Origin of the sequence: Nitrosomonas sp. H1_AOB3 (assembly GCF_015709435.1) — a bacterium.
Classification (GTDB): domain Bacteria; phylum Pseudomonadota; class Gammaproteobacteria; order Burkholderiales; family Nitrosomonadaceae; genus Nitrosomonas; species Nitrosomonas europaea.
On the sequence record NZ_CP054389.1, the window covers coordinates 2,412,424 to 2,432,968 of the forward strand.

A 20,545-nucleotide genomic window follows, 5' to 3' on the forward strand; every position below is an offset into this window, starting at 1 on the left:
GAATGAACAACATACAGACGAACACCCGGGATCAGGATTCACTGGAATATATTCTCCAGCTTGAACTGGACAATATTCGTTTGTTTCTTGAGCTTCTCGAGCATGAGCGAAACCTGCTCGCTGCAGGAAATCTGGATGATCTGGCTTTGCTGGTTGCTGACAAGGATCGGCTGATTGACCAGTTTGCACGGCTGGATATGCGCCGCAACCGCTTTCTGAATGCTGCCGGTTTGCCTGAAGGTACGCAGGGAATGAATGCCTGGGTATCTGGCAGCGATGAAGAATCGACAGTTGCTCGCGACTGGGAAGAGCTGCTTGGCCTCGCTGATCTGGCAAAACAGCTCAATCAAACCAATGCAGTCATTACTTCCAGCTGGCTGCAATATACACGTCGAACATTGAACGCCCTGCATAGTGCTGCAGGACGCCCTCCGCTCTATAACACCAAAGGTCAAACGACCTGATGAATCCTCTGCCTTCGCTTGGGAGATGTTTCACGTGAAACATCTTTCAGCAGAAGCTGTCTTCTGGTAATGCCATGATTTTGTAATCACTGTCAGACAGGATTTATGGCGTTGCTGTATTCGTTCACCGGGGTATTTGTGCCAGTCTGATCAAATTCATATAAAATACTTTCGGTTTTCAAGCAAAATTTTCTTCAACCCGATCGCCTGTGTTTGTCCAGGTCGTGCTGTTAAATCAGCAGTCTGATATTTATGCATTTCTCGAAAGACTTTGACATCATCGTCGTGGGTGGCGGGCATGCTGGAACAGAAGCCGCTCTTGCTGCTGCACGTATGGGCCAGAAAACACTGCTCCTGACACAAAATCTGGATACCTTGGGACAAATGTCGTGCAATCCATCGATCGGAGGAATCGGCAAAGGTCATCTGGTTAAAGAAATCGATGCGCTGGGTGGTGCTATGGCTGCGGCAACTGATGAAGCCGGTATCCAGTTCCGGATACTCAATTCAAGCAAAGGTCCGGCTGTACGTGCAACCCGTGCACAGGCCGATCGTGTGCTGTATCGTCAGGCTATTCGCAAGCGATTGGAAGCCCAATCCAATTTACTGATATTGCAGTCAACGGTCGATGATTTGCTGCTGAATGGTGACAAAATTACGGGTGTCGTCACGCATCTCGGCATGACTTTTTCTGCGCGCGCCGTGGTGTTGACGGTGGGTACATTTCTGGGTGGCGTGGCGCATGTCGGTCATCAGAATTTTCAGGCCGGGCGAGCGGGTGATCCCGCATCGATCAAGCTTGCTCATCGTCTGCGTGAAATGAATCTGTCGGTCGGAAGGCTCAAAACCGGTACACCGCCACGTATTGATGCACGCACCATTGATTTCCGGATATTGCGCGAACAGCCGGGAGATGAGCCGGTGCCGGTCTTTTCGTTCCTGGGTAATATCACGCAGCATCCCCGGCAGATATCATGCTGGATGACTCGCACCAATGAAAGGACGCACGAAATCATTCGGACAGGGCTGGATCGTTCTCCGCTATATACCGGGAAAATAGAAGGTATCGGACCGCGTTACTGTCCGTCGATCGAAGATAAGGTAGTGCGTTTCTCTGAGAGAGATGCGCATACGATTTTCCTGGAACCGGAAGGATTGGAAACCAGCGAAATTTATCCGAATGGAATTTCGACCAGTCTTCCTTTCGATGTGCAGGTCGAGCTGGTTCGCTCCATCGCAGGGCTGGAAAATGCACATATCACCCGACCGGGCTATGCAATCGAATATGATTATTTCGATCCGCGTACGCTCAAAAAATCTCTCGAAACCAAAGTGATCGATGGGTTGTTTTTTGCAGGTCAGATCAATGGCACCACCGGTTACGAGGAAGCCGCTGCCCAGGGCTTGCTTGCCGGATTGAATGCCAGCCTCAAAATAAAGGAGCAGGAACCCTGGTGTCCGAGTCGTGACGAGGCTTATATTGGTGTGCTGGTTGATGATCTGGTTACCCGTGGCGTCACGGAGCCTTACCGGATGTTTACCAGCCGAGCGGAATTTCGTTTGCAATTACGAGAAGATAATGCTGACATGCGGTTGACCGAAACCGGTTATCGGTTGGGCCTTGTAAGCGAAGAACGTTGGCAGGCTTTTGCCGCCAAGCGTGAAGCCATAGAAACAGAGAAAACGAGACTGCGTAATACCTGGATTTCTCCCGGCACCTTGAGTAAATTACAAACACCGGATCAGCCAGCCGACGATCGTTCATATTCGCTGTATGATCTGTTGCGGCGCCCCGAAATCGGTTATGCAGAACTGGTATCACTATCCGATAAGGGCCAGTCCGTGATTGACAGCCAGGTTGCTCAGCAAGTGGAAATCGATGTCAAATACGAAGGTTACATAGAACGGCAGAAGCAGGAAGTCGTTCGCCATGCGCAGCATGGAGCCATGATTCTGCCAAAAGATATGGATTACCGTGCTGTACGGGGGCTTTCCAACGAAGTAACGCAGAAACTCAATCAGCATCAGCCGGAAACGATAGGCCAGGCAGCACGGATTTCCGGCATTACACCAGCAGCCATATCCTTACTGCTGGTACATCTGAAGCGTGGCATGGCACGCCAGGCAGTCAAACGGGAAGAAATGCATGAATCTGGAAAAACAGTTGCATGACGGTCTGGAAGCAATTCCGGAATTGTCCGCGGACACAGGGCATTTGTGCAGCAGGTTGTTGCGCTATATCGAGCTTATCGCGAAATGGAACAGTACACATAATCTGACTTCGGTCAGAAACCCCGAATCGATGATTACCCGTCACATGCTGGACAGCCTGGTCATTTTGCCGCATGTCAGCGGGCCAGGTATCGTCGATGTCGGCAGCGGTGCCGGCTTTCCCGGTATCCCGGTGGCGCTGGCACGTCCCGAATGGCAGGTAACCCTGGTGGAAAGTAATCAGAAAAAAGCTGCTTTTCTGTTGCAAGCCGTGCTCGAACTGGAGTTGCCAAATATCTCGGTCAAACAGGGACGAGTGGAAAAAATAAAGCTGGAAAACAAAGTGGATACCGTTGTTTCACGCGCATTTTCCAGTCTCGAACGCTTCATGAGCCTGTCGAAACACCTGAGTGAGAGCAATGCCGATCACTGTCGCTTCATCGCCATGAAGGGGGAATTTCCGGATATGGAGCTGATGCAGTTATCCCCGGAATTTGTCGTTGAGAAGATTGTTGCCGTCACCGTACCCGGGCTGAAAGCTAAGCGGCATTTGGTTGTGATCCGATATCAGCCCGGATGAGGATTGTCGGATGGCATATATAAAATCCTCCCGCAAGTCCACCGAAAATACAGAAACGTAACCTGATGACCAGAATATTTGCCATAGCCAATCAGAAGGGAGGGGTGGGCAAAACGACTACCAGCATCAATCTGGCATCCAGCCTGGCAAGTATTGACAAACGGGTACTGCTCGTCGATCTGGATCCGCAGGGTAATACGACTATGGGAAGTGGCGTGGACAAACGCCTGCTGGATCGTACCGTTTATCAGATTCTACTGGGTGAACAGGTAGCAGCCGAAGTTCGCTTATCAACGAAACCGGGGAAATACGATTTGCTTCCGGCCAATCAGGAACTGGCTGGCGCAGAAGTGGAAATGGTGGCGCTGGAGCAGCGTGAATCCCGCCTGAAGAAGGCCCTGCAGGTGATTCAGGCAGACTATGATTTCATTCTGATCGACTGCCCTCCTGCACTGAATTTGCTGACACTGAACGGGTTGTGTGCGGCGCATGCCGTTATCATCCCCATGCAATGCGAGTATTATGCGCTGGAGGGGCTGAGTGACCTGGTCAACACCATCAAAAGAGTGAGAACGGGCTTCAATCCTGCGATCAGAATAGAAGGTCTGCTGCGAACCATGTTTGATCCGCGCAACCTGCTGGCACAGCAAGTATCCGATCAATTGAAGCAGCATTTTGGCGACAAGGTATATCGGACGATCATCCCACGCAATATTCGGCTGGCCGAGGCGCCTGGTTTTGGTTTGCCGGTGCTCTATCATGACAAACAATCTCGGGGGGCCCAGGCTTATCTTGAGCTGGCCAATGAAATTCTGGCAACCGCCAACTGATCGATAATCCGATCAGGAATCCATCGATGTTAATGATTTGATACAGTGACCATGGTAAAACCAAAAGGATTGGGAAGAGGGTTGGATGCATTATTAGCAGGCAATCCTCCGGAAACGGATTCCCTGCAGAATCTCGATGTGGGTTTGTTGCAATCCGGTAAATACCAGCCTCGAACCAGAATGGATGAAGCCTCTTTGCATGATCTGGCTGAATCGATCAAGGCGCAGGGAATCATGCAGCCGATACTGGTGCGTCCCCTTATGATGGGCGGCTATGAAATCATTGCCGGGGAACGCCGCTGGCGTGCCGCACAAATTGCAGGATTGGAACAGATTCCGGCAATCGTGCGCGAGGTGCCGGATGAATCCGCGCTGGCTCTGTCTCTGATCGAGAATATCCAGCGCGAAGATCTCAACCCGCTGGAAGCTGCACTGGGAATACAACGGTTGATCGAGGAATTCGGCATGACTCATCAGACTGCCGGGCAGGCGCTGGGATATTCCCGCAGTGCAATTTCAAATCTGCTGCGCCTGCTCAATCTGGCTGCGCCCGTGCAGGACCTGATCATGCAGGGAAAAATCGATATGGGGCACGGACGTGCCCTGCTTGTGCTGGATGCCGGCAAGCAGCTGGAAGTCGCGCACCTGATCATACAAAAGCAGTTATCCGTACGTGAAACCGAAAATCTGCTCAAGCGAATGAATGAGATGCCTTCCGTAAAAAAACGGTCATTCCCGGATCGGGATCTGTTACGTCTTCAGGAAGATATCTCTGCCCGGCTGGGTGCCAATGTCATTATCAAACCCGGGAAAAAAGGGACTGGCAATGTCGTTATTCATTATGCCAGTCTGGAGCAGCTTGACGGCATACTGGCAAAATTCTAGGGAGCCTCTGAAAAACTACCTGTGTTGCCTTTCTGTGTTAAAAGTCAGCTCGAAATGCTCTTTATCATGTATAAACTCCGATTTCTCGCCGATTTTTGTCTTGAACTAACTGCCTCGCTGACGTTTTTCAGAGGTTCCCAAGGGGATTGGCAATCGTCAGGTTTCTGAATTATTCAATATTCTGGATCTGCTCGCGCAATTGCTCGATCAGCACTTTCATTTCCACCGCTATTCGCGTGACTTCTCTCGCCACTGACTTGGAGGCCAGCGTATTGGCTTCCCGATTGAGTTCCTGTGTCAGAAAATCGAGCCGTTTGCCGACGACACCTCCGGCAAGCAGAATATGTTCGAATTCGTTCAGGTGTCCCTGCAGGCGTGACAGCTCCTCGTCTACATCGACTCTGTTGGCAAACAGGGTGAATTCCTGCCGGATACGTTCATCCTTTTCATCGAGCCCGGCTGCTTTCAAACTGTTCAGTAATCTTTCCTGAAAACTGGCCAGAATAGCAGGCAACCCCGGCAACAGATCCAATACCAGTTGACGCATTCGTTGTACACGTTCCAACAACAGGTTCTGCAGCTTTTCTCCCTCGCGCTTCCGGGCGGAGACGAGTTCCTGTAGAGCAGTTTGTAACAGTGCCATACACGGGGTACGCAAGTCATCGATCGAAATATGGTCACTATCGAGTACGCCAGGCCAGCGCAGAATTTCAGCAACGGAAAAATCGCCTGCAGCAGGAAAAATAGACTTGATTTCATCGCTCATGATCTGCAAGTCTTTCAACAGATCACGGTCCAGTCGCTGTTGACGGTAACTGTTTGAATAAGATGAAAAAATCAGGCGACAATCAACTTTTCCCCGCGTCAGTCCACTACCGAGAAAATCGCGCATTTCGGATTCAAGTGCACGGAGCTCATCAGGTAGTCTAAATTGCAGGTCAAGATAGCGATTATTGACTGAACGCAGTTCCAAAGCCAGTGATCCTTGCGGAATTTCCCGAGAGACTGCTGCGTAACCCGTCATGCTTGCAATCATGAACTTTTCCACCCGGTGGATTGTCCAGTGCCATTCGGGTTGATGCTATACTCGGCCCTTAAATTGTGTTTTTGATTCTTGGAGGTAGTCATAATGCGGATATTAACATTTCTGGCCATAGCCCTGTTTGCCTTTGGTCTGACAGCACTTGATGTCGAAGCTCGGCGTATGGGAGGTGGCGGCAGTGTCGGAAAACAGCGCCAGTCAATCAATCTCAACCGGCAGCAGCAGGCTGCTCCCCAAGCTCCGCAATCTGGAAAGGCGGCATCACCCGCTTCACAGGCTGCTCCTGCTGCGGGTGGCAGCAAGTGGCTCGGCCCTCTGGCCGGACTGGCTGCAGGAGGATTGCTGGCATCTCTGCTCATGGGCGGCGCTTTTGACGGGATCAACATGATGGATATTCTGGTACTGGTTGGCATAGCTGCCGCCATATTCTTCATCATACGCATGATGCGTGGATCTGCCGGCGGCAGACAAACCCAGCGGCCAATGCAGTATTCCGGTGCAGGAGCAGGAGGGATGGGAGGTGTTCCATTCCCGAATCGGGATACATCGGCACCGGCAGGTGGTACGGGTTCCAGTTATGACAGGCAGTCCACCAGCACTGATGCGCCTGATATTCCCGCTGATTTCGATGTTGAATCATTCCTCAAACAGGCCAAACGTTCATTCATCGCTTTGCAGTTAGCTCATGATGCTGGAGATCTGGAAGAAATCCGCGCCTATACCACACCTGATCTGTTTGCCGAAATCAGTAAACAGGTTGCTGAGCGTGGAAACATGGCGCAGCAGACCGATGTGATTTTTGTTGATGCGGCCTTGCTGGATGTGACGAATCAGGGTAATCACGCGATTGCCAGCGTCCGTTTTACCGGTGAGCTGAGAGATACTCCCAATGCACAGCCGGAGCCCTTCGATGAAATCTGGCACGTTGAAAAAGATCTGGCAGCATCTGATTCCGGCTGGTTGCTGGCTGGTATTCAGCAGGCAGAAGACCTGAAGCACTGAGGATAACGGGCGTGTCATGGTGATCAGTCATCCCGGGGGGCGTGACAGATTTGCAGTTTTCATCCATTTGTTCACCACGATTGGCAACTTGATCGATCAGCACGCCCGGACTAATTCCAATTCGAATCGTATTTTATCTGTCCGCAATCGGGAATGGCACCAGGTTGCAGGCAGTACACCACCCGGACTCTGTAAATGGATTTCGACGTACTGGAAAAGACCGTTTGTTTTCAGGGTTTTTTCCGCCTGGAACGGTACCGTTTACGCCATCGTAAATTCAATGGTGAATGGGGACGACCGATCACACGCGAGTTGTTTGAACGGGGACATGCGGCAGCAGTATTGCCTTATGATCCGCAAACGGATGAAGTATTGCTGATAGAACAGTTTCGTGCCGGCGCAATATCTGCACCCGGCGGTCCCTGGCTGCTGGAAATCGTGGCGGGGGTGATCGAGGCCAATGAAACACCCGAACAGGTGGTTGCAAGAGAATCGATAGAGGAAGCAAATTGCCAAATCGGTAGTCTGATTCCGCTGTACGATTATCTGGTCAGCCCCGGTGGTACTACTGAGCGAATCGTTCTGTTCTGCGGCCGGGTCGATATGCAAATGATTGAAGCCGGTGCCGTTTATGGCAATCATGGAGAAGATGAAGATATCAAGGTGCATGTCATGCCTCTGAATGAAGCCATCAGACTGTTGAGTACTGGCCGGATCAACTCTGCCAGTGCCATCATTGCGCTGCAATGGCTTGCCCTGAATCGCGATTCCGTTCGGCGGCGCTGGCTGCCGGAATAAGAATATGCGTATGTGTGTCCGTAAATCCGCCAGGTTTTACCAGACACAATACGGTTTGCTGCTGGTATGTCTGCTATGGATAGGCATACTGTTCGCACAATCTCCTGATACTGTCAGTACTGCAAAGAGTGATACCGGCAATATTGCTGTCTGGCTGGATGTCAATGGGGCAATCGGCCCAGCCATGCAGGATTACATTCAGCGCGGGCTGTCCAGAGCAGCCGAACGGCGAGCGCAAGTAATTATTCTTCAGATCGATACACCGGGTGGTCTGGATGTATCGATGCGCAAAATCATTCAGGAAATCATCGCTTCTCCGGTACCGGTGGTAAGCTTCGTTGCGCCTGGTGGTGCACGTGCTGCCAGTGCCGGAACCTATATTCTGTATGCCAGCCATATTGCAGCAATGGCGCCTGCTACCAATCTGGGCGCCGCCACACCGGTAAAGATGAATACGTTGGCCTCACAGCCGGAAGTACCTGACAGCCAGCCTAAGGGTGAGCAGCCCGATAAATCCGACAGGCAGGATGCCATGACAGTAAAAGTTATCAATGATGCTGTCGCTTATATCCGCGGGCTTGCCCAGATGCGCGGACGTAATGCGGATTGGGCAGAGCAGGCCGTGCGTGAGGGGGTGAGTCTGACAGCTGCCGAAGCACTCGATAAAAATGTCATTGATCTGGTGGCAGATGATGTGAGTGATCTGCTGGCCAGGATAGACGGACGTACAGTCGATTTGTCCGGAGAAAAAGTCAAATTATCTACCCGGTCTCTGGCACTGGAGCGCATCGAGCAGGATTGGCGCACTCGCCTGCTGGCAGTGGTCGCCGACCCTAATATTGCCTACATCCTGATGCTGATTGGTTTCTATGGTCTGGTTCTGGAATTTACTACACCCGGAACGATTGTAGCCGGTGTAGTTGGAGCCATCAGTCTGTTACTGGCTTTGTTTGCCTTTCAGGTTTTGCCGATCAACTATGCCGGTCTGGCACTGATTCTGCTCGGGATTACCTTTATGCTGGCAGAGGCTTTGCTACCGGGTGTAGGTGCGCTGGGTATCGGCGGCATTGCAGCTTTTGTCATCGGATCGATCATGCTGATCGACACAGAAGTGCCTGATTACGGTATTTCGATCCCGTTGATCGCCACGTTTACGCTGATGTCGGCCGGATTTTTCATGCTGGTGTTCGGTATGGTGCTCAAATCCAGAAAAAAACCGGTAGTCTCAGGTAGTGAAGAACTCGTTCATAGTACGGGTGAAGTACTGGAAAGTTTTGATCAGGAAGGTTGGGTGCGGGTTCATGGGGAACGATGGCGTGCCCGTACCAATACGCCATTGTCACCCGGGCAGCGGATCAAAGTTACAGCTATGCGGGGCCTGCTGCTGGAAGTGGAGCCATGCCAACCCGATCATACGATGAATGCAACGGAGAATTGATATGTACACTGATACCGTATCTGTCATTACGCTTATTCTGACCTTTTCCATCTTTTTCCTCGCCAGTTCACTCAAGGTGCTGAAAGAATATGAACGGGGTGTCGTATTTATGCTGGGACGTTTCTGGCGGGTCAAAGGGCCAGGTCTGGTCATTGTGATCCCTGCCGTTCAAACCATGGTGCGAGTTGATCTGCGCATTATCGTGATGGATGTGCCTGCTCAGGATGTCATCTCGCGCGATAATGTTTCAGTCAAGGTCAATGCCGTGCTGTATTTTCGTGTGGTTGATCCACAAAAAGCTATTATCCAGGTTGAAGACTACAACATGGCGACCAGCCAGTTGGCACAAACGACCTTGCGTTCTGTACTGGGGCAGCACGAGCTGGATGAAATGCTGGCCAGCCGGGATAAGCTCAATTCCGATATTCAGTTGATTCTGGATGAGCAGACTGAGGCGTGGGGAATCAAGGTATCGAATGTTGAGCTCAAGCACGTCGATCTCAACGAAACGATGGTACGGGCAATTGCCAGACAGGCTGAAGCTGAGCGTGAACGCCGTGCCAAAGTCATTCATGCGGAAGGCGAATTACAGGCATCACATCATTTACTCGAAGCCTCACAAGTCCTTGCAAATCAGCCTCAAGCACTGCAACTGCGCTATCTGCAAACACTCACCGAAATTGCAGGTGAGAAAAGCTCCACGATTGTTTTTCCGCTGCCGATCGAGCTTCTGACGATCCTGCAGAAAATGACTGAAGAACAATCTGACAACCCGACCAGCAAGTGAAGCTGGAGATGATGATTAACGAATCACCATCGGGTGCACACCAGCTTTGAGCGCGCGAACAGCCTCTGCGGGAGAGCCTACGACCAGTCCGCGCGGGCAGAAGTAGTATTTTGCCAGCTCTCGCTGAGCTCGTAACTGAGCGACTGCTTCCAGTGGCTGCCATTCAGAGGTATTGGCACGCACCCAACTGCGGATATCGTTGTTACCGGTCGCATAGCGTTTTCTCTCACGTGTTTCGCAACGCAGCCCCTCGTACGAAACATTGTTTGCGCCCTGCTGCGACTGGATCACTATGCTGTACCGGATCACACGTTTTTCATCGACACTGATGGATTTGGCATCGATGAAATAGCGCAGACTGGTAGCAGGACCAGAATCGAACTCCAGCAGGTTTTCCGGTTGAGGATAAGCAGGAAGGTTGGATTGAATCGTTTCCCAGTCTTTATTGTAATCGAGCGTATCAAAAAATTTGTTCTGGCTGGCACAGGCAGTAATGCTCAAGACCAGAATCAGATGCAGGGCAGCGTTTACTGGCTTGTTGAATTTTTGATACATGGCTTCACAATGGGGAGAAGAAAAAGCAAACCAGTGGTTACCGGTCGTGGTGAAGGTAGCCGATAAAATAAAACCGGCCGGGATATTTCCCGCAAAGAAGAAATATCACCGGCCAATATCGACAGACAGAATGGGGCAGGAATCTTAAATCTTGCCAACCAGGTCGATTGACGGTTTCAGTGTGGCAGCACCTTCTGTCCATTTGGCCGGACAAACTTCACCCTCATGCATTGAGACGTATTGCGCAGCCTTGACTTTACGCAACAGTTCAGCAGCATTACGGCCAATATTGTTGTCCTGAACCTCAAATGCCTTGATCTCGCCTTCCGGGTTGATAATGAAACTGCCGCGCAGCGCCAGACCTGCATCTTCAATGAGCACATCAAAGTTGCGGGACAGTTCTCTGGTTGGATCGCCTACCAGTGGATAACGAACCTTACGAACCACGCTGGAAGTATCATGCCAAGCTTTGTGCGTGAAATGTGTATCTGTTGAAACACCGTAGACTTCAACCCCGATCTTCTGGAATTCATCATAGTTGTCCGCCAGATCTTCAAGCTCGGTCGGGCAGACAAAGGTGAAATCAGCCGGGTAGAAAACGATGACCGACCATTTGCCCTTCAAGGTTTTATCCGTGATTTCGACAAAATCGCCATTGTGATATGCAGTTGCTTTGAACGGTTTAACAGTAGTGTTAATCAGTGACATTGCCGTTTCCTTTTATGTAATTGACTCAGAATGATAGCTTCGACAGAAGTTTAAGGCGCTGCGCTCGATTAGTCCAGCCCAATGAATACGGTCGAATATACACGGAATCTTTCTTAGAACCTGTTTACGATCTTTTAAGTAGTAATGCCAGGAAAGCCAGATGAATGAACTGCAGACTGGTGTTGAGCTTACGCTCGCAGTTTTTCCATAATCTTCTGCTCTTCTCCAGCCAGGCGAAACTACGCTCGACGATCCAGCGTTTGGGCATAACTTTGAAGGTATGCAGTTCACTGCGCCTGGCAATCTGCACCGTGACAGCTTCGCCCAGAATTTCTCGCACGCCTTCAGCGAATGGTTCTCCAGTATAGCCACTATCGCACAGCAAACTTTGTACTTGCCCCAAGCCCAGCCTGCAGCGCTCCAGAGCTTGCAATGCACCTTTACGGTCAGTCACTTCCGCCGTCGTCACCGCAATAGCATGCGGCAAACCCTGGGTATCGACAGCGATATGGCGCTTGATACCCGATACCTTCTTGCCAGCGTCATAACCTTTCTGGTCGGCCGTGTCTGTGTTTTTCACGCTCTGCGCGTCCATGATCAAGAGCGCGCTGCAAACGTTGCGCCCCTGTTTCTCTCGGACCGCGCCAACCTGATTTTTTGAGTGCCCGCTCCAATACGCTCACGCCGTACTGGTCGGGCTCACTCCACTTGCTCCAATAAGCATATACACTCTGCCACTTGGGAAACTCTCCGGGTAGGAATCTCCATTGGCAACCAGTGCGCAGCAGGTACAGCACCGCGCAGAACACCTCGTACAGATCCACCTTCGTGGGCTTGGTCCTGCGTCGTACGCTGCGCAATAGCAGCTCTATCTCGGCAAACTTCTCTCTACTGATATCGCTGGCATACTCGATTCTTTTCATCCATGCATTATCAGGGATAACAAAAAGATCGTAAACAGGTTCTTAGACTGGCAACCTGTCAAACTTAAACGCAGGATGCAAGAAACGACTTGCACACATAATGCAGCTTGAGTGTATATTTTGTTCTCTCCTGAAGAAGAACTAAGTTATCAGTCCGTTTTTAATAGATTTTTGTGAAGAATCCTTTGGGCAGCTAATTAAATTTTCTGCCTTTTATTTTTTTATTCTTTCCAGTGCTTTTCACATCTGCCTTATTTTCCTTCCTATATTTGCCGATTGTTGCAATGGGCTTCTTTTTGCTCGGCCGTGCTCCTCGCGTGGCGGCGGCTTGGCTCGGGCTCGCTTCGGTATACTTCTACGGCTACTGGATGCCGGAATATGTTGTACTGCTGCTCGTTTCGATTATTGCTAACTACGGATTCGGGGTTATTATAGGCAGATTGCGTGACCGGGCCGGCGGCCCCGGTGAAAAATCAGCGCGCATCGCACTGATTTTTGGCCTGATCTTTAATCTTGGCCTACTATCCTGGTTCAAGTACGCAAATTTTCTGCTCGATACGCTGCGAACGGTTACTGTCCTGAACTTGCCGGTAGTCGAGGTAATCCTGCCCATCGGAATCTCGTTCTTCACCTTCACGCAGATCGCGTTTCTGGTTGATACCTTTACCAAAGGGACGCGCGAGTACCGGTTTATCCACTATCTGTTGTTCGTTACCTACTTTCCGCACTTGATCGCCGGGCCAGTTCTGCATCATGCACAGATGATGCCTCAGTTTGCTGATCCGGAGATCTATCGGCCTCAAATAGCAAAGATAGCTGCGGGACTCGGATTATTCGCATTGGGTCTGATCAAGAAAATCGTGCTGGCAGATGGTATTGCTCCTTATGCTAATGCGGTATTTGACGCTACGGCAGCCGGTTACTCGCCAACCGCGTTCGAAGCCTGGATAGGGGCAGTTGCCTATACGCTGCAACTCTATTTTGACTTCTCAGGTTATTCTGATATGGCCGTAGGTTTGTCTATGATCTTCGGAGTCCGGTTGCCCTTCAATTTTGCCTCGCCCTATCGCGCCACTAACATCTCCGAATTCTGGCGTCGCTGGCACATGACCCTGTCAGCTTTTTTGCGCGACTATCTGTATATTCCACTCGGCGGTAATCGCCACGGAAACTTGCGGCGCGTCATCAATCTTATGGTGACCATGCTGCTCGGTGGTCTTTGGCATGGTGCCAGTTGGACGTTCGTGGTCTGGGGAGGTCTGCACGGACTTTATCTGGTGGCACACCATAGTGTTGGTAACGTGTTCACACGATATCTTGCCCGCCTTCTGCCCCGTACCGCAACTGTACTGGTAGCCTGGCTGATTACGATGCTTGCCGTCATCGTGGCTTGGGTATTCTTTCGCGCTGTTGACTTTACGTCGGCCAGCACCATACTGTCAGCCATGTTCTCGATTGTGGACACCGACTCTTTCCCGAAGATTTTGTTCAATGCCGGGCTCGACACGTCTCGTGGTCTCTGGTTGATTCTGACATGGAGTCTGGTTGCAGTATTACCAATGAATTCAAACAATCTGTTTGATCGACACCTTAGGATCTGTATGCAATCTCATTCAGTCGCCTGGTTCAGTACCGGTGCAGCCGTTACCATGATAACGGCACTTATAACTATAAACGAGCTGCGTACCAGTACGAGTCCATTCATCTACTTCAACTTCTAATGTTGCGCAAAATTCTGCTCTTGATACTCGGTTCCCTGGCTTCGCTAATCGCCATAGAACTGGTCCTACGTATCCTGCCCACTCCAACCGCCACTCGAATGGGCCAATACATCGATCCGCTTATAAGTACCTATCCGCCAAATTTCGAATTCCAGAGCGCTACCGGATGGGCCTTTCTTAATCCACAACAGCAACGTTCGAACGAGTTTGGGTTCATTCCTGATCGTCCTTTTTCACTATCCTCCAACGCGGTTGCACTGATCGGAGACAGTCTGGTCGAGCAATCTATGCTCACTCCATCGGATCGTTTGGCAATGCAGCTCGAAAATAAACGTAATGGCGCTCCTGTTTTCTCACTGGGGATTCCCGGCAGCAGCCTTTTCGACTATCTCGAACGGGTCAGATTTGCATACGATAAGCTGGACATCAGGAAGTTCTGGATCGTTGTCGAGCGCGCAGATGTCCGCCAAAGCCTCTGCGAGCACGCTGCCTATACGGATGTCTGTCTGGATATCGACGGCGAACTTCTTCGTAAAAAGAAACCCCCTCGTGATCCGTTACGAGATATTCTCGCACGCTCCGCGTTACTGCAATACTTTGTCGGTGTACTCCGTCTGTCACCCAAGGCATTGATCGAAAGCATCAGTCGGCCTGCCTTGCCAAACGTAGAAACAAGTATAGTTACAATAGCTGGTAAATCTTCCAGCACATCTCTTTCGTCGGTAGAGGACGAAGTCATCGAACGGTTTTTCCGGGAACTCTCGAGTTTCAGTTCGATAAAAGTGGGTGTTGTAATCGATCCACGGCTTGATCACCTGGATCGCGACGATGAATTCATCGATCCCGCACTTGAGTCAGTGTACAGACAGGCGATCGCAGCGGGCATTACGGTGGTTCATCCATTTCGGGATCTGAAACAATATTCAGATTTGACCGGCCTGGAAATGCGTGTCGGTCCCTACGATGGACACTGGAATGCACGGGCAAATGCGGTCATTGCTAAAGTAATCCTCAGAGATGCACCAATGTGAAATAAACAAATGTCTTGGGCAGCAATTGCTGCTCAATCTCGGTTGACTCGCGCAGAAAACAGGCTGGCGGAGGCAATCATGAGTCCGCCAGCCCAGTCTCTTCCTGTCAGGTATTCATTCGTCAGAAAATAAGCAGCGATGGCTGCGGCCACCAGTTCGAACAGCATGATCACAATAGCCTGGTTGGCTGGTATATGAGTCATTCCGTATTGCAGCAATATGCAAAGAAAAAACACCAGTCCGCCTATACCTGCCAGTATCAGCCATGCGTGGGTATGCAAATGAGTTATATCGGAAATACTTTCCATCAGCAATGTTGCGGCAAATCCGGTCAAGGCAGTGCCGGAGAGAACGGCCAGCAACTTTAGCTGAATGCCGTGCTGCTGGTCCTTGCGAATCAGGACATTGGTCAGTGCAAAGGCAAGTCCGCCGGATAACCCCATCCAGTCACCATAAGAGGCGAGTAGTGGTAATTTACTTCCCGGTTGCCAGAGCAGAAGCAGAGCACCTGCAAGGGATAACAGAATGATCGCGTAACCCTGCCTGCTCAGCCGCTCCTGGAGCAGGATACGTGAAAACAGGATAGTCCATAGCGGTGCCAGATAGAACAGAAGCAGTACCCGCATGACTTCTCCGTGGATGATTCCGAGTACATAGGCGATGCCGGTCCAACCCGCACTGAGGCTGATCCAGAACAAAATACCGGCGGCAGGGTTAAGTATTTCGGAAATCCGGAGCTGTCTTCGAAACAGAATCAGGCCAATCAGCAGCGCAATGGAATAAGCCAGTGTGGTAGACAATTCACCACGCATACCTGCCTGTTCCAGTAAGCGGTAGGGATACCAGGCTACTCCCCAGATGGCAGCACCCAGCAGCAGGCTGGCTACCGGCAGTAATTTTTTTTGTTTGGTCAAGGTTCCCTGTGCCCTTTATAATTAACGCTTACCATTTTTACTGCCTTCCTGGAAGCGTACCTTCCGCAAGCATAGTTCTTGTGGGCAATCTTGAGAAAGTATGAATCCTTCACTGGAAAATCTTCAGTTATATCCGTTTCAGAAACTCACCAAGTTGTTTGAGGATCTCGTGCCAAGGGATTCCCTGCCGACTCCTATCGGTTTGCATATTGGTGAGCCAAGGCACAGCACCCCTGAATTTATCAGGCAGGAGCTGATCAACAGCCTCGAAGGGCTGGCACATTATCCCACAGTACTCGGGGCTGGCGAGTTGAGAGCCAGCATCGCAACCTGGCTCGCGCAGCGCTATCACTTGTCTGCCATCGATCCTGATACCGAGGTCATTCCGGTCAATGGCAGCCGGGAAGCGTTATTTTCATTTGCCCAGGCGGTTATCGATACCGATCACAAAGCTATTCAGCCAGCGGTAGTTTGCCAGAATCCCTTTTATCAAATCTATGAAGGGGCTGCATTGCTAGCGGGGGCAACGCCCTATTTTCTCAACCAGCTGCCGGAAAACAATTTTTCGGCAGATACTGCACAGTTACCCGATACGGTGTGGGAACGCACACAACTGGTGTACATTTGTTCCCCTAATAATCCTACCGGCAAAGTGTTGACTCTGGATGAATGGAAGCATCTGTTCGATTTGTCCGATCGTTATGGATTTGTGATTGCTGCAGACGAATGTTATTCAGAAATCTATTTCGATGAGGGCCATCCCCCACTGGGTGCGCTGGAGGCGGCCGAAAAACTCGGGCGTAGCGGATTTCCCCGTCTGGTCGTGTTCAGCAGTTTATCCAAGCGTTCGAATGTACCGGGAATGCGCTCCGGTTTTGTAGCGGGAGATGCGACCATTCTCAGGAAATTTCTGCTTTATCGCACCTATCATGGTAGTGCCATGAATCCGGCTGTGCAGGCAGCAAGTACCGTTGCCTGGAGTGATGAGCAGCATGTGGCTGAAAACCGCAAGCTGTACTATGAGAAATTTACTGGCGCCATGCGCATACTGGGGGACACTCTGCCTGTCAGTATGCCGGATGCGGGGTTTTACTTATGGCTGAGAACACCTGTCAGTGGTATCGAGTTTTCCAGGCGTTTGTATCGTGAAGGAAATGTGACCGTGTTGCCCGGCAGCTATCTGGCACGAGAGGCGCACGGTATGGATCCTGGTGAAGATTTCGTGCGGATCGCACTGGTTGCACCCGTGGTGGAATGCATGGAAGCAATGGAGCGAATCAGGGACATTGCCAGAAAATTCTGATCTGATTATTTTTTTAGGAGTCACATGGAGCAATTACAGGCTGTCATCGAAAATGCCTTTGAAAGGCGCGCTGAAATTACCCCCCGGAATGTCGAAGCCAACCTGAAGGAATCGGTTGCCCAGGTTATCAATATGCTTGATACCGGCAAGCTGCGGGTGGCTGAAAAAATCAATGGTGAATGGGTCGTTCATCAGTGGATCAAAAAAGCAGTCCTGCTGTCTTTTCGCATGGAAGACAACAGTTTCATCAAGGGTGGATTTTCCAACTATTTCGACAAGATTCCATCCAAGTTCGCAGATTACAGCTCACGCGACTTTCGTGATGGCGGGTTCCGCGTGGTTCCGCCAGCCGCTGTTCGCAAGGGTTCGTTCATCGCGAGTAATGTGGTACTGATGCCATCCTATGTGAACATCGGGGCTTATGTGGATGAAGGTACCATGGTGGATACCTGGGCAACTGTGGGCTCCTGTGCACAAATCGGCAAAAATGTTCATCTTTCCGGTGGCGTCGGTATCGGCGGGGTGCTGGAACCGGTGCAGGCAAGTCCTACGATTATTGAAGACAACTGTTTTATCGGTGCCCGTTCCGAAATTGTCGAAGGTGTCGTCGTTGGCGAGAATTCGGTGATTTCAATGGGGGTTTACATTGGCCAGAGTACCAAGATTTACAACCGCGACACCGGTGAAATCACTTATGGTCGTATCCCTCCCGGGTCGGTGGTGGTTTCCGGAAATCTGCCGGCTGAAAATGGCCGCTACAGCCTGTATTGTGCGGTGATTGTGAAACAGGTCGATGCCAAAACCCGCTCTAAAACAGGTATCAATGAGTTATTGCGTGGTATCTGATCATTGACATCAGAGCAATACTATCTGTTGGCAATGATCTGTGATATAAGAACGATTGTATGAATTTTACGGAAAGTCTGGCAGGGTGTGATATCAGTTGGCTTTTTCCCTGCGTATTCGCCGTGTTGTTACAGGAAATTCATACATCTTGAGCAACTAATATAAGAGGAGAAGCTATTATGAAAACAACCCTGATAAAAGTGATTGCAGCCTCTGTTACCGCACTGTTTTTGAGCATGCAGGTGTATGCGAGCGGACATACTGCTCACGTGGACGAGGCAGTGAAGCATGCCGAGGAAGCTGTGGCACATGGTAAAGAAGGCCATACTGACCAGTTACTGGAACATGCAAAAGAAAGTCTGACACATGCCAAGGCTGCCAGTGAAGCAGGTGGTAATACGCATGTCGGTCATGGAATCAAACATCTGGAAGATGCTATCAAGCATGGTGAGGAAGGCCATGTCGGTGTTGCTACCAAACATGCGCAAGAAGCTATCGAGCACTTGCGTGCATCCGAACATAAATCGCACTAAATTATCAAACGGATGTGCCTTTGGTAAGCTTTATCAAAGGCACATCAGCCAGCTAAAAGCGGAGTTATCCGCTTTTTTTGTTATAGGGCATACCAGGCGGAAATAAGCAGGATTGTTGGAGCTGGATAAATCAGAAGTACCCATGAATCCAACCGGAAATTCGATATGAGGCAGCTTACGTTTGCCATCCTGAGAATGCTGAGCGATGGCAATTACCACTCCGGTACAACTTTGGGCCAGGCGCTGAAAGTTTCTCGTTCCAGTATATCCAACACGCTGCGGGATCTGGAAAGTTACGGCCTGACCATACATAAAATTCCTGGTCGGGGATATCGCTGGTTGAATCCGGTTCAATGGCTGGATAGCGAACAAATACACCAGCATCTTGCTGAATACGCGGATTCCATACAGATAGAAATTGTGGAAGCGGTCGAATCGACCAATTCATTACTGCTGCAGCGTGCGGTTGAGCAGGGCATTTCCGCCAACAGAATCAAGCAGGTGCTGGTCACGGAATTACAGACACAAGGACGCGGACGCCGTGGACGTTCATGGTCATCAGGCCTGGGAGACAGCCTGACTTTCTCTGTGTTGTGGCCGTCACAATGTCCGGTAAATACTCTTTCCGGGCTAAGTCTGGCAGTAGGTGTGGCCATTGTCCGCGCACTGACATCGCTCGGTATTCGTGACATTGCGCTGAAGTGGCCGAATGATGTGTTATCCGGTTCCCACGCCAAGCTGGCAGGCGTGCTGATCGAATTGCACGGAGATATGTTGAGTCTGGGAACCGTGGTTATTGGTGTTGGATTGAATCTCAGGCTTTCCGGCGTTACAAAAGCCCGGATCGATCAGAAGGTAACCGATATCACCAGTATCACCGGGCAAATGCCGGACAGGAATCAGTTACTGGCGGTTTTACTGAAAGAGCTGGCCAGGGTGCTCGATACATTTGAACGACATGGCTTTGAGCCTTTCGTAGAGGAATGGACACGTTACCATGCCTATCAGGACAAAATGGTGCAGGTCAGCTTCGCAGATGATTCTGTCAGAGATGGGGTGGCAATCGGTGTTGCAGCGGATGGTGCTTTACTGGTCGATACTTCGACAGGTGTCGTACAGTTGAGAAGCGGAGAAATCTCTCTGCGCGATTTGGCAGAACATTCCAGCCCATTCAATTAAGGTTTGCGGGTTGAATACATCTTCTTTGCTGCTGGCGGTTGATTCGGGTAATACCGCCATCAAATGGGGATTACATGACGGTCGACAGTGGCTGGCGCATGGCAAGACATTACAAAGCGAACGCAGGATGCTGAAACAAAACTGGACTGCGTTGCCAGCACCTGCCTCCATTCTGATTGCCAATGTGGCAGGATTACAGGCGGCAGATGATTTGACGGCATTGCTGGCGCCATGGCATGTACACCTGGAGTGGGCCACAGCCAGTGCCCGTCAGTGTGGTGTCATCAGCCGTTACAGCAACCCGGCGCAATTGGGCTGCGACCGCTGGGTAGCACTGATTGCTGCATGGCACCGGTTACAACAGGCATGTCTGGTCGTGGATGTGGGCACTGCCATGACGGTCGATGCTTTGTCTGCCTCGGGTGAATTTCTGGGCGGCGTCATTGTGCCTGGCCCGGATACCATGAGACAGGCATTGGCAGATCGTGCCGGAATATTTTCCATGCCACTATCCGGTAGTTTCCAGAATTTCCCGATCAATACCGGAAACGCCCTGTATAGCGGGATGATTCAGGCACTGACCGGCGCAGTGGAGCGAATGTATGACCAGCTTTCCGAATACACGGGAAAACAAATGGTTGTAGAAACCATCCTGACGGGTGGTGGCGCGGCGTTGCTGGCTCCTCATATACATATCCCTCACCAGATTGTCGATGATCTGGTACTGGAGGGGCTGGTCATTATCGCCGGGGCGCAAGCAGAGATACCGGCAACCCGTTAAATATCAGGACGATG

General features: G+C 50.8%; 22 protein-coding genes. 17 read left to right on the forward strand and 5 right to left on the reverse strand.

The features are described 5' to 3' along the window. Positions 1–2 precede the first annotated feature (2 nt). From HRU73_RS11285 to HRU73_RS11305, 5 genes are all read left to right on the forward strand, one after another. Positions 3–464 carry a flagella synthesis protein FlgN gene (locus tag HRU73_RS11285; protein ID WP_011112939.1) on the forward strand — a complete coding sequence of 154 codons (462 nt, stop codon included), beginning with the start codon at positions 3–5 and terminating at the stop codon, positions 462–464. Between the two features lie 252 nt (positions 465–716). Further along, complete coding sequence (mnmG, locus tag HRU73_RS11290) at positions 717–2,636, forward strand: tRNA uridine-5-carboxymethylaminomethyl(34) synthesis enzyme MnmG (RefSeq protein WP_287398744.1); 1,920 nt, start codon at positions 717–719, stop codon at positions 2,634–2,636. Continuing rightward, positions 2,611–3,255, forward strand: a complete 645-nt coding sequence (rsmG, locus tag HRU73_RS11295; RefSeq protein ID WP_281871271.1) for a 16S rRNA (guanine(527)-N(7))-methyltransferase RsmG — start codon at positions 2,611–2,613, stop codon at positions 3,253–3,255. Before mnmG ends, rsmG begins: the two co-directional genes overlap by 26 nt. A gap of 65 nt (positions 3,256–3,320) precedes the next feature. Further along, a complete protein-coding gene (locus HRU73_RS11300; RefSeq protein ID WP_011112936.1) occupies positions 3,321–4,085 on the forward strand; it encodes a ParA family protein in 765 nt (254 codons plus the stop codon). A gap of 51 nt (positions 4,086–4,136) precedes the next feature. After that, the gene (locus tag HRU73_RS11305) at positions 4,137–4,970 is read left to right on the forward strand and encodes a ParB/RepB/Spo0J family partition protein (RefSeq protein WP_276678250.1); all 834 of its coding nucleotides are present in this window, start codon (positions 4,137–4,139) and stop codon (positions 4,968–4,970) included. A 169-nt stretch (positions 4,971–5,139) separates the two neighbouring features. Here the strand turns inward: HRU73_RS11305 and HRU73_RS11310 are convergent, their stop codons facing one another. After that, positions 5,140–6,006: a YicC/YloC family endoribonuclease gene (locus HRU73_RS11310; RefSeq protein ID WP_287398745.1), complete on the reverse strand. Its 867-nt coding sequence runs from the start codon at positions 6,004–6,006 to the stop codon at positions 5,140–5,142. Positions 6,007–6,099: 93 nt separating this feature from the next. On the opposite strand from HRU73_RS11310, the gene HRU73_RS11315 reads away from it, so the two are divergent. The 4 genes from HRU73_RS11315 (at position 6,100) to HRU73_RS11330 (ending at position 10,037) form a co-directional block, all read left to right on the forward strand. Beyond that, complete coding sequence (locus HRU73_RS11315; RefSeq protein WP_287398746.1) at positions 6,100–7,014, forward strand: Tim44 domain-containing protein; 915 nt, start codon at positions 6,100–6,102, stop codon at positions 7,012–7,014. Between the two features lie 195 nt (positions 7,015–7,209). Beyond that, the gene (locus tag HRU73_RS11320; RefSeq protein ID WP_276818692.1) at positions 7,210–7,812 is read left to right on the forward strand and encodes an NUDIX domain-containing protein; all 603 of its coding nucleotides are present in this window, start codon (positions 7,210–7,212) and stop codon (positions 7,810–7,812) included. A gap of 4 nt (positions 7,813–7,816) precedes the next feature. Beyond that, entirely contained in the window at positions 7,817–9,250 is a 1,434-nt protein-coding gene (locus HRU73_RS11325; protein WP_287398747.1) for an NfeD family protein, read from the forward strand. A gap of 1 nt (position 9,251) precedes the next feature. Next, on the forward strand, positions 9,252–10,037 hold the full coding sequence (locus HRU73_RS11330; protein WP_011112930.1) for a slipin family protein: 786 nt from the start codon (positions 9,252–9,254) through the stop codon (positions 10,035–10,037). A 15-nt stretch (positions 10,038–10,052) separates the two neighbouring features. On the opposite strand, the gene HRU73_RS11335 is transcribed toward HRU73_RS11330, so the two are convergent. Further along, positions 10,053–10,592: a CNP1-like family protein gene (locus HRU73_RS11335; RefSeq protein ID WP_287398748.1), complete on the reverse strand. Its 540-nt coding sequence runs from the start codon at positions 10,590–10,592 to the stop codon at positions 10,053–10,055. Here HRU73_RS11335 and HRU73_RS11340 point away from each other — a divergent pair. Continuing rightward, complete coding sequence (locus tag HRU73_RS11340) at positions 10,591–10,740, forward strand: hypothetical protein (RefSeq protein ID WP_159445012.1); 150 nt, start codon at positions 10,591–10,593, stop codon at positions 10,738–10,740. The genes HRU73_RS11335 and HRU73_RS11340 overlap by 2 nt on opposite strands. Here HRU73_RS11340 and ahpC read toward each other — a convergent pair. Together ahpC and HRU73_RS11350 are read right to left on the reverse strand one after the other, a co-directional pair. Then, complete coding sequence (ahpC, locus tag HRU73_RS11345) at positions 10,737–11,300, reverse strand: alkyl hydroperoxide reductase subunit C (RefSeq protein WP_011112928.1); 564 nt, start codon at positions 11,298–11,300, stop codon at positions 10,737–10,739. The two genes, HRU73_RS11340 and ahpC, sit on opposite strands and share 4 nt — an antisense overlap. Before the next feature lie 124 nt (positions 11,301–11,424). After that, positions 11,425–12,223, reverse strand: a protein-coding gene (locus HRU73_RS11350) for an IS5 family transposase (protein WP_502709294.1) whose coding sequence is annotated in 2 segments (ribosomal slippage) — positions 11,425–11,949 and positions 11,951–12,223 — 798 coding nt in all. Because the reading frame shifts where the segments join, the coding sequence is not laid out codon by codon here. Between the two features lie 284 nt (positions 12,224–12,507). On the opposite strand from HRU73_RS11350, the gene HRU73_RS11355 reads away from it, so the two are divergent. Together HRU73_RS11355 and HRU73_RS11360 are read left to right on the forward strand one after the other, a co-directional pair. Next, complete coding sequence (locus HRU73_RS11355) at positions 12,508–13,944, forward strand: MBOAT family O-acyltransferase (protein WP_287398750.1); 1,437 nt, start codon at positions 12,508–12,510, stop codon at positions 13,942–13,944. Next, positions 13,944–14,975, forward strand: coding sequence for a hypothetical protein (locus HRU73_RS11360; RefSeq protein WP_276818688.1), 1,032 nt, complete (start codon positions 13,944–13,946; stop codon positions 14,973–14,975). Before HRU73_RS11355 ends, HRU73_RS11360 begins: the two co-directional genes overlap by 1 nt. A 32-nt stretch (positions 14,976–15,007) precedes the next feature. Here HRU73_RS11360 and HRU73_RS11365 read toward each other — a convergent pair whose 3' ends face one another. Next, positions 15,008–15,889 (reverse strand): DMT family transporter, encoded by an 882-nt coding sequence (locus HRU73_RS11365; protein ID WP_287398751.1) that lies wholly within the window; start codon positions 15,887–15,889, stop codon positions 15,008–15,010. A 100-nt stretch (positions 15,890–15,989) separates the two neighbouring features. On the opposite strand from HRU73_RS11365, the gene dapC reads away from it, so the two are divergent. The 5 genes from dapC (at position 15,990) to HRU73_RS11390 (ending at position 20,531) form a co-directional block, all read left to right on the forward strand. Continuing rightward, positions 15,990–17,192 (forward strand): succinyldiaminopimelate transaminase, encoded by a 1,203-nt coding sequence (gene dapC, locus HRU73_RS11370; RefSeq protein ID WP_281871281.1) that lies wholly within the window; start codon positions 15,990–15,992, stop codon positions 17,190–17,192. A 24-nt stretch (positions 17,193–17,216) separates the two neighbouring features. Next, the gene (gene dapD, locus HRU73_RS11375; RefSeq protein WP_276679535.1) at positions 17,217–18,038 is read left to right on the forward strand and encodes a 2,3,4,5-tetrahydropyridine-2,6-dicarboxylate N-succinyltransferase; all 822 of its coding nucleotides are present in this window, start codon (positions 17,217–17,219) and stop codon (positions 18,036–18,038) included. A gap of 179 nt (positions 18,039–18,217) precedes the next feature. Further along, the gene (locus HRU73_RS11380) at positions 18,218–18,571 is read left to right on the forward strand and encodes a metal-binding protein SmbP (protein ID WP_011112924.1); all 354 of its coding nucleotides are present in this window, start codon (positions 18,218–18,220) and stop codon (positions 18,569–18,571) included. Positions 18,572–18,736: 165 nt separating this feature from the next. Continuing rightward, positions 18,737–19,750, forward strand: coding sequence for a biotin--[acetyl-CoA-carboxylase] ligase (locus tag HRU73_RS11385; protein ID WP_287398752.1), 1,014 nt, complete (start codon positions 18,737–18,739; stop codon positions 19,748–19,750). A 10-nt stretch (positions 19,751–19,760) separates the two neighbouring features. Beyond that, on the forward strand, positions 19,761–20,531 hold the full coding sequence (locus HRU73_RS11390) for a type III pantothenate kinase (RefSeq protein WP_287398753.1): 771 nt from the start codon (positions 19,761–19,763) through the stop codon (positions 20,529–20,531). Positions 20,532–20,545: the final 14 nt, after the last annotated feature.

What these genes read in the sequence shown, in the direction of transcription:
- HRU73_RS11285 (WP_011112939.1), top strand. Translation starts at nt 3, where the DNA reads ATGAACAACATACAGACGAACACCCGGGATCAGGATTCACTGGAATAT.
- mnmG (WP_287398744.1), top strand. Translation starts at nt 717, where the DNA reads ATGCATTTCTCGAAAGACTTTGACATCATCGTCGTGGGTGGCGGGCAT.
- rsmG (WP_281871271.1), top strand. Translation starts at nt 2,611, where the DNA reads ATGAATCTGGAAAAACAGTTGCATGACGGTCTGGAAGCAATTCCGGAA.
- HRU73_RS11300 (WP_011112936.1), top strand. Translation starts at nt 3,321, where the DNA reads ATGACCAGAATATTTGCCATAGCCAATCAGAAGGGAGGGGTGGGCAAA.
- HRU73_RS11305 (WP_276678250.1), top strand. Translation starts at nt 4,137, where the DNA reads ATGGTAAAACCAAAAGGATTGGGAAGAGGGTTGGATGCATTATTAGCA.
- HRU73_RS11310 (WP_287398745.1), bottom strand. Translation starts at nt 6,006, where the DNA reads ATGATTGCAAGCATGACGGGTTACGCAGCAGTCTCTCGGGAAATTCCG.
- HRU73_RS11315 (WP_287398746.1), top strand. Translation starts at nt 6,100, where the DNA reads ATGCGGATATTAACATTTCTGGCCATAGCCCTGTTTGCCTTTGGTCTG.
- HRU73_RS11320 (WP_276818692.1), top strand. Translation starts at nt 7,210, where the DNA reads ATGGATTTCGACGTACTGGAAAAGACCGTTTGTTTTCAGGGTTTTTTC.
- HRU73_RS11325 (WP_287398747.1), top strand. Translation starts at nt 7,817, where the DNA reads ATGCGTATGTGTGTCCGTAAATCCGCCAGGTTTTACCAGACACAATAC.
- HRU73_RS11330 (WP_011112930.1), top strand. Translation starts at nt 9,252, where the DNA reads ATGTACACTGATACCGTATCTGTCATTACGCTTATTCTGACCTTTTCC.
- HRU73_RS11340 (WP_159445012.1), top strand. Translation starts at nt 10,591, where the DNA reads ATGGCTTCACAATGGGGAGAAGAAAAAGCAAACCAGTGGTTACCGGTC.
- HRU73_RS11335 (WP_287398748.1), bottom strand. Translation starts at nt 10,592, where the DNA reads ATGTATCAAAAATTCAACAAGCCAGTAAACGCTGCCCTGCATCTGATT.
- ahpC (WP_011112928.1), bottom strand. Translation starts at nt 11,300, where the DNA reads ATGTCACTGATTAACACTACTGTTAAACCGTTCAAAGCAACTGCATAT.
- HRU73_RS11355 (WP_287398750.1), top strand. Translation starts at nt 12,508, where the DNA reads ATGGGCTTCTTTTTGCTCGGCCGTGCTCCTCGCGTGGCGGCGGCTTGG.
- HRU73_RS11360 (WP_276818688.1), top strand. Translation starts at nt 13,944, where the DNA reads ATGTTGCGCAAAATTCTGCTCTTGATACTCGGTTCCCTGGCTTCGCTA.
- dapC (WP_281871281.1), top strand. Translation starts at nt 15,990, where the DNA reads ATGAATCCTTCACTGGAAAATCTTCAGTTATATCCGTTTCAGAAACTC.
- dapD (WP_276679535.1), top strand. Translation starts at nt 17,217, where the DNA reads ATGGAGCAATTACAGGCTGTCATCGAAAATGCCTTTGAAAGGCGCGCT.
- HRU73_RS11380 (WP_011112924.1), top strand. Translation starts at nt 18,218, where the DNA reads ATGAAAACAACCCTGATAAAAGTGATTGCAGCCTCTGTTACCGCACTG.
- HRU73_RS11385 (WP_287398752.1), top strand. Translation starts at nt 18,737, where the DNA reads ATGAGGCAGCTTACGTTTGCCATCCTGAGAATGCTGAGCGATGGCAAT.